Origin of the sequence: Helicobacter apodemus, from assembly GCF_000765745.2 — a bacterium.
GTDB classification, from domain to species: domain Bacteria; phylum Campylobacterota; class Campylobacteria; order Campylobacterales; family Helicobacteraceae; genus Helicobacter_D; species Helicobacter_D apodemus.
On record NZ_JRPC02000139.1, the window covers coordinates 1 to 309 of the forward strand.

Consider the following 309-nt stretch of genomic DNA (forward strand, 5'->3'; position numbering starts at 1 on the left):
ATCGCAAACTATTACAGGTGTATATAACTATCCTTATTGCGAATATAATCTTAATAGCCTCTATTGGTTTGACAATGTCAGCTAAACAAATATTCAAAATATTCAAAAGGAAATAATATGAAAAGAATATTCCTTGTTTTTATCCTTGTAAGCTCTTTTGTATTTGGAGCTACTAATATACCTGATAGTCATATCATTTACACTTGGGGCTATGGTAAGATGATTTATCAAGTCTTAGAAGCTGTTGCAATGGCAGTTCAAAATGCAGGACAACTTATAAAATCTGTTCTTTTATTAGCTTTTGCTTTT

The 309-nt window shown here is 30.1% G+C and carries 1 protein-coding gene; it reads left to right on the top strand.

Annotation, left to right across the window (positions count from 1 at the left end; translation table 11 throughout):
• Positions 1–117 precede the first annotated feature (117 nt).
• Positions 118–309: hypothetical protein (locus LS72_RS10640; RefSeq protein ID WP_138155368.1), on the top strand; the 192-nt coding region annotated here is incomplete at its 3' end.